General features: G+C 69.5%; 4 protein-coding genes and 1 pseudogene. All 5 read right to left on the bottom strand.

What is annotated here, in order from left to right:
• Window positions 1-211: pseudogene (locus tag B9C99_RS25755) on the bottom strand (hypothetical protein); the annotation flags it as partial.
• A 143-nt stretch (window positions 212-354) separates the two neighbouring features.
• On the bottom strand, window positions 355-2,538 hold the full coding sequence (locus B9C99_RS25295) for a malate synthase G (protein WP_016694275.1): 2,184 nt from the start codon (window positions 2,536-2,538) through the stop codon (window positions 355-357).
• Between the two features lie 66 nt (window positions 2,539-2,604).
• On the bottom strand, window positions 2,605-3,543 hold the full coding sequence (locus tag B9C99_RS25300) for a hypothetical protein (protein ID WP_016694276.1): 939 nt from the start codon (window positions 3,541-3,543) through the stop codon (window positions 2,605-2,607).
• Window positions 3,540-4,658, bottom strand: coding sequence for a hemolysin family protein (locus tag B9C99_RS25305; protein WP_088899782.1), 1,119 nt, complete (start codon window positions 4,656-4,658; stop codon window positions 3,540-3,542). Before B9C99_RS25305 ends, B9C99_RS25300 begins: the two co-directional genes overlap by 4 nt.
• Window positions 4,655-6,058, bottom strand: coding sequence for a hemolysin family protein (locus B9C99_RS25310; protein ID WP_088899783.1), 1,404 nt, complete (start codon window positions 6,056-6,058; stop codon window positions 4,655-4,657). Before B9C99_RS25310 ends, B9C99_RS25305 begins: the two co-directional genes overlap by 4 nt.
• Window positions 6,059-6,088 lie beyond the last annotated feature (30 nt).

Below are 6,088 nucleotides of genomic sequence, written 5' to 3' on the forward strand. Positions count from 1 at the left end.
GGGCGGGGGCGATGAGGGGGTCGGCGGCGATGTGCAGGACGGTGTCGCCTTCGACGCAGGTTTCGGCGGCGGCGGTGGCCTGGTTGTCGATGTTGTCGCGCAGGCGGAACCAGCCGAGGACGGCGAGCAGGACGAGTACTACGCCTACGGCGACCACGATGACGCTCGTGCTGATTCCTCGTCGTCCGCTGCCGCGATGTCGCCCGCCCACGTCGTGTCCGCCTCGTTTCGTTCGTCGATCCGATGGTCGAGTCTAGTGAGCGGCGGGATGTGACCTGGCTCCGCCGCGCGGGGCGGGGACGGGCAGGGCCCCGATCCGGTGTGGATCGGGGCCCTGTGGTGTCGGTGTGCGGGTCAGGCGAACTTGGCCTTGTTCTCGCGGCGACGGCGGTGCAGGATCGGCTCGGTGTAGCCGCTGGGCTGCGTGGTGCCTTCGAGGATGAGTTCCTTGGCGGCCTGGAAGGCGATGTTGTCGTCGAAGTTCGGGGCGAGCGGCCGGTAGCCGGGGTCGCCTTCGTTCTGCCGGTCGACGACGGGTGCCATGCGCTCGAGGGAGGCGATGACCTCGTCGGCGGTGACGACGTCGTGGCGGATCCAGTTGGCGAGGAGCTGGCTGGAGATGCGCAGGGTGGCGCGGTCCTCCATGAGTGCGACGTCGTGGATGTCGGGGACCTTGGAGCAGCCGACGCCGGCGTCGATCCAGCGCACGACGTAGCCGAGGATGGACTGGCAGTTGTTGTCGAGTTCTTCGCGCTTCTCCTCGTCGGACCAGTTCGGGTTCTCGGCGAGGGGGATGGTGAGGATGTCGTCGACGGTGGCGCGGGCCTTGCCCTTGAGTTCGTTCTGGACGGCGAAGACGTCGACCTCGTGGTAGTGGGTGGCGTGCAGGGTGGCGCCGGTGGGCGAGGGCACCCAGGCGGTGTTGGCGCCGGCCTTGGGCTGGCCGATCTTCTGCTCGACCATGTCGCGCATGAGGTCGGTCATGGCCCACATGCCCTTGCCGATCTGGGCCTTGCCCTGCAGGCCGCAGGCGAGGCCGGTGTCGACGTTCCAGTCCTCGTAGGCGGCGATCCAGCGCTGCTGCTTCATGGCGGCCTTGCGGACGACGGGGCCGGCCTCCATGGAGGTGTGGATCTCGTCGCCGGTGCGGTCGAGGAAGCCGGTGTTGATGAACACGACGCGGTCGGAGGCGGCCTTGATGCAGGCGGCGAGGTTGACGGTGGTGCGCCGTTCCTCGTCCATGATGCCGACCTTGAGGGTGTTGGTGGGCAGGGAGAGGACCTCTTCGACGCGGCCGAACAGTTCGGTGGTGAAGGCGGATTCCTCGGGGCCGTGCTGCTTGGGCTTGACGATGTAGATCGAGCCGGTGCGGCTGTTGGCGAGTGGGCCGTGGTCCTCGTCGATGTGCAGGCCGTGGATGGCGCACAGGCTGGTGACGAGTGCGTCGAGGATGCCTTCGGGGACCTCGTTGCCGTCGCGGTCGAGGACGGCGGGGTTGGTCATGAGGTGTCCGACGTTGCGGACGAACAGCAGGGAGCGGCCGTGCAGTTCGAGGTCGCTGCCGTCGAGGGCGGTGTAGACGCGGTTCGGGTTGAGTGTGCGGGTGAGGGTCTTGCCGCCCTTGTCGAAGGACTCGGATAGGTCGCCGCGGTTGAGGCCGAGCCAGTTGCGGTAGCCGATGACCTTGTCGTCGGCGTCGACGGCGGCGACGGAGTCCTCGAAGTCCATGATGGTGGTGACGGCGGATTCGAGGACGACGTCCTTGACGCCGGCGGCGTCGGTGCTGCCGATGGGGGACTCGGGGTCGATCTGGATGTCGATGTGCAGGCCGTGGTTGCGCAGCAGCACCGAGGAGGGGGTGGCCTTGTCGCCGAGGTAGCCGACGAGCTTGTCGGGCTGGGCGAGGCCGGTGACGGTGCCGTCGCCGAGGGTGACCTTCAGTTCGGTGCCGTCGATGCTGTAGCCGGTGGAGTCGGTGTGCGAGCCCTGGGCGAGGGGTGCGGCCTTGTCGAGGAAGTCGCGGGCCCAGGCGATGACCTTGTCGCCGCGGACCTTGTTGTAGCCGGTGCCCTTCTCGGCGCCGCCTTCTTCGGGGATGACGTCGGTGCCGTAGAGGGCGTCGTAGAGCGATCCCCAGCGCGCGTTGGAGGCGTTGAGCGCGAAGCGGGCGTTGAGGACGGGCACGACGAGCTGCGGGCCGGCGGTCTCGGCGATCTCGGTGTCGACGTTCTCGGTGCCGATGGTGAACGGCTCGGGTGCCGGGACGAGGTAGCCGATCTCTTCGAGGAAGGCCTTGTAGGCGACCGGGTCGTGGGGCTGTCCGGCGCGGTCGCGGTGCCAGCCGTCGATCCGGGCCTGGAGGTCGTCACGCTTGGCGAGCAGTGCCCGGTTCTTGGGGGCGAGGTCGTGGACGATCTTGTCGGCACCTGCCCAGAAGGTGTCCGCGTCGACTCCGCTGCCGGGGATGGCCTCGTTGTTGATGAAGTCGTAGAGAACCTGCGCGATCTGAAGTCCGCCGACCTGCACGCGTTCTGTCATCACCCTCACTCTTTCCGGTTGCTGTGCGGCCGGAAACGTCCCGGCCGCACGGAATCGTCGATTATGTTACCCGCCGGTAGTAACGGGCGCAGTGGTTCTGTGCGCCTGCAGGGCGGTACATCGATTCACCAGCTCTTCTCTCAGAGCTGCGGCGCGACGGGTGAGCGCCGACTGCTCGCGGACGTACTGTGCGCGTCCGGCGGCAGTCTCGATCCTGATGGGCGAGTAGCCGTAGTCCTCGAGATCATACGGGCTCGCCCGCATGTCCAATTCACGGGCTGCGGACGCGTGTCGCAGGCACCGCACCGTCAGCTCCGAATCGGTCAACGGCAGCAGCTTGTAGGACCACTTGTACAGATCCATGCCGGCGTGCAGGCAGCCGGGTTGTTCGCTGCGCACCTGCTGGTCGCGGGTCAGTTCGGTGGCGTTTCGCGGGACGGCGTCGGGGGTGAAGAACCGGAACGCGTCGTAATGGGTGCATCGAAGCTGCATTGATTCCACCACCGCGTCGGTTCCGGTGTGACCGAGCCGCAACGGCACCGACGAATGCCGCACCCCGTCGGCCCCCGCCCGGTACACCATCGCCCATTCGTGCAATCCGAAGCAGCCGAGCTGCGGCGGCCGGGAGGCGGTCGCGGTGAGCAGCCCCGCGACGAAGTCGACGGTGTCGGCGCGCCGGTCGAGCACCTCCCGGGCCACCCGCACGCCCGGCTGCCCGTCGACGGTGACCCGCTCGTAGCCGGGATGGTCGCGGTAGTCGCGCACCGCGGCCGCGCCGAGCAGCACGGTGCCGAATCCGGGATGCCAGCGCCGCAGCTGACTCGGCCGCAGGCTGTAGTAGGTGAACAGGAAGTCGTGCACCGGATGGGCGCGGCCGGCGGCGCGTCGCTCGAGATGCCCGGCGAGCAACTCGTCCACCACGGCGTGGTGGGCGTCGCGCCGCGCGGTCCACTCGGTCTCGGTGAGGATCGCCGGGCGGTCGGTCACGGACGGGGAACGGGTCATGGTTCTCGTTCGGTCGATCGGGGTGCGGTCGTGCGGGGGCGGTTGCCCAGCGGGTCCGCGACCCGGTGGGTGGCGTCGCGGACCGTCCCGACGAACTCTTCCACGAGGTCCTCGAGCGCGACGATGCCCCGCAGTGTTCCGGTGGTGTCGGTCACCCCGGCCAGATGCGCGTTGCTGCGGCGCAGCGCGGCGAGCGCCTCGTCGAGACCGTCGCCGATCCCGATGGTCGGCAGCTCCCGGATCACCGCGGCGGGGATGACGGTCTCGGGACCGGTGGATTGCTCCCGCACCAGATCGAGCACGTCCTTGATGTGCACGTAGCCGGTGATCGTGCCGTCGGGTCGACGGGTGGGATACCGGGAGAAGCCGGTGGTGGTGACCGCGTGCTCGACGTCGCCGAGGGTCGGGCCCGCGCCGGTGTGCGGGACGGTCCGTACCCGGGCGAGCGGGATCATCACGTCGGCGACGGTGCGGTTGCCGGTGGCCAGGGCGCGGGTGAGGCGCTTGTGCTCCTCCTCGTCGAGCAGTCCCTCGGAGCGGGATTCACCGATCATCTCGGTCAGCTCCACCGCGGAGACGGAGGTGTCGAGTTCGTCCTTCGGGTCGATGCGCGCCGCTCGCAGGGTGGCGTTGGCGCACAGGTTGTAGAACGCGATGACCGGCCGGGCGGGTCGCATGAACAGCAGGTGGATCGGCACGAGCAGCATCGCGGCGCGTTCCGGGCCGGCGATGGCGATGTTCTTCGGCACCATCTCGCCGAGCAGGATGTGCAGCACCACCACGATCGTCAGGCCGATGGTGAACGCGATGGGATGCAGCAGCGCATCGGGCACCCGGGCCGCGTGCAGCGGCACCTCGATCAGGTGCGCGATGGCCGGTTCGGCGACGCGGCCGAGCAGGATCGAGCAGATCGTGATGCCGAGCTGGGAGCCGGCGAGCATGAGCGAGAGGTGCTCGCCGGCGTGGATGACGGTGCGGGCGCGGGTCTTGCCCTGGGCGAGCAGCGTCTCGAGGCGGTCGCGGCGGACGGTGATGAGGGAGAACTCGGCGCCGACGAAGAAGGCGTTGCCGGCGAGCAGCAGCACGGCGAGGACGATCCCGAACCAGTCGCTCATCGCTGCTCACCACCCTCGCCGTCAGCCGGGGTCTCGTCACTGTCGTCCCCGGCGCTGTCGCCGTCGGGGTTCTCGGGGGCGGCGCCGGGGACGAGCAGCACCCGGTCGATGCGGTGCCCGTCCATCTCGAGGATGCGCGCGTACCAGGTGAGGTCGCGTTCGTCGCGGCGCAGCGGCAGCTGGATCTCGTCGTCGACCTCGGGGATACGGCCGAGTTCGGTGAGGATCAGCCCGGCGAGGGTCTCGTAGTCGCCGTCGGGGGCGCGGTAGCCGGTGAGCTGGGCGAGCTCGTCGGTGCGCAGCAGACCCGTGCACGACCAGCCCTCCCCGTCGCGGTGGGCGTCGAGTTCGGTCTCGTCGTGTTCGTCGCGGACGTCGCCGACGATCTCCTCGACGAGGTCCTCCATCGTGATCAGCCCGGCGGTACCGCCGTATTCGTCGACGACGAGCGCGACCTGCATGCCGTCCGAACGCACCCGTTCCATGACGGTGTCGCCGTCGAGGCTGGACGGCACGGTGGGCACGCGGCGGGCGAGGGCGCCGACGGCGGTGGTGCCGCGCGCCGGGCCGGGCACGGTGAACGCGTGCTTGACATGCACGACGCCGAGTGGGGCGTCGAGGTCGCCGTCGACGATCGGGAAGCGCGAGTAGCCGGTGCGGGCGGACAGCTCGATCAGATCGAGGACGGTGGCGTTGCGGTCGAGGCTCTCGACGGTGCTGCGTGGGGTCATGAGGTCCTCGGCGGTGCGGTCCCCGAACTGCAGGGAGCGGTAGACAAGGCGGGCGGTGTGCTCGTCGAGGGTGCCGCTGCGGGCCGAGGCGCGCACCAGCGAACCGAGTTCCTGCGGGGAACGCGCCGAGCGCAGTTCCTCTGCCGGTTCGATGCCGAGGCGCCGCACGATGTGGTTGGCGGCGCCGTTGAGTCCGAGGATCGCCCAGCGGAACAGCAGCGAGAACGCCAGCTGGAGGCCGGCGGTGGCGCGGGCGGTGCCCATGGGCCGGGCGATGGCGATGTTCTTGGGGACGAGTTCGCCGAAGACCATGGAGAAGGACGTGGCGATGAGCAGCGCGAGGACCAGCGAGACGGTCGAGGCGACGGAGGTGCTCAGGCCGAGCGCGTCGAACAGTGGGGTGAAGAACTGCGCGAGGATCGGTTCGGCGAGATAGCCGGTGATCAGTGTGGTGATGGTGATGCCGAGCTGGGCGCCGGACAGCTGGAACGACAGGGTGCGGTGCGCGTGCTGGACCTGCCGGGCGCGGCGGTCGCCGTCGTGGGCGTGCGCGTCGACGGCGCTGCGTTCGAGGGCGGTCAGGGAGAACTCGGCGGCGACGAACAGGGCGGTGCCGGCGGTGAGCGCGACGAAGCCGAGGAGGGCGGCGATATCGAACAGGACGGACATCAGGGGCGGTCCTGCCGGGCGGGGTGGTGG

Origin of the sequence: Rhodococcus sp. BUPNP1 (assembly GCF_002215235.1) — a bacterium.
In the GTDB taxonomy this organism is placed as follows: Bacteria; Actinomycetota; Actinomycetes; order Mycobacteriales; family Mycobacteriaceae; genus Rhodococcus.

Excerpts from the sequence above, each read along its gene's own strand:
- B9C99_RS25295 (WP_016694275.1), bottom strand. The coding sequence starts at position 2,538 with ATGACAGAACGCGTGCAGGTCGGCGGACTTCAGATCGCGCAGGTTCTC.
- B9C99_RS25300 (WP_016694276.1), bottom strand. The coding sequence starts at position 3,543 with ATGACCCGTTCCCCGTCCGTGACCGACCGCCCGGCGATCCTCACCGAG.
- B9C99_RS25305 (WP_088899782.1), bottom strand. The coding sequence starts at position 4,658 with ATGAGCGACTGGTTCGGGATCGTCCTCGCCGTGCTGCTGCTCGCCGGC.
- B9C99_RS25310 (WP_088899783.1), bottom strand. The coding sequence starts at position 6,058 with ATGTCCGTCCTGTTCGATATCGCCGCCCTCCTCGGCTTCGTCGCGCTC.